Source organism: Vibrio sp. YT-19(2023) (assembly GCF_033337395.1).
The window spans coordinates 1-641 of record NZ_JAWOQN010000648.1 but is presented as its reverse complement, the minus strand read 5'-3'; the positions used below and the strand labels follow the sequence as shown (position 1 = coordinate 641).

1 protein-coding gene and 1 pseudogene are annotated in these 641 nt (G+C 44.5%); both read left to right on the top strand.

Annotated features, from left to right (window positions below; genetic code table 11):
- A pseudogene (locus tag R7E78_RS27670) lies at positions 1-132 on the top strand (DNA-binding protein); the annotation flags it as partial.
- Between the two features lie 152 nt (positions 133-284).
- The coding region (locus tag R7E78_RS27665) for a VOC family protein (protein ID WP_318058823.1) at positions 285-641 on the top strand (357 nt) is incomplete at its 3' end.

The window sequence follows — 641 nt, the reverse complement described above, 5'->3', positions numbered from 1 at the left end:
GTGTATCAAGAAGCACTGGAATACAATGGTGAAGTGAACAACTTTGCATCCTTACTGCGCTGCGCATGTCTCACGTATGCTCGCCAACCGGAAAACACGCTCCATCAAGCTCTTGCTCAACTTAACGCCTAACACCTAACTATTCTTACCAAAATATTCAATGGCATCGATGAGGCTTTACGCCTCAATCGTAAGCTATTGAGCGTATTCTTATTTGTCGTACTCTAGTACTACCCAAACTCCTTTTGTACTCGCTAACCTATGCGGACAATTAAGGAGTACTCATGACAAAAATGATACACACCATGATCCGAGTACGCGATCTGGACCGTTCCCTACAATTTTACCGCGACGCACTTGAGCTAGAGATCAAAGACCAATACGTTTTTGATGGTTTCTCCCTAACCTATCTAGCAAATGAAGAAACAGGCTTTGAATTAGAACTTACCCACAACCACGACCAAAGCGAACCTTATACTCACGGTTCTGGTTACGGTCACCTTGCCGTTAGCGTGGACGACATCGAACAAGCTCACAAACGAATTAAATCTCTAGGTATTGAAGCAGGTGACATCAAAGCGTTTGACCACCGGCAAAAACACCTAGCGACCTTCTTTTTTGTCACCGATCCTGACGGTTAC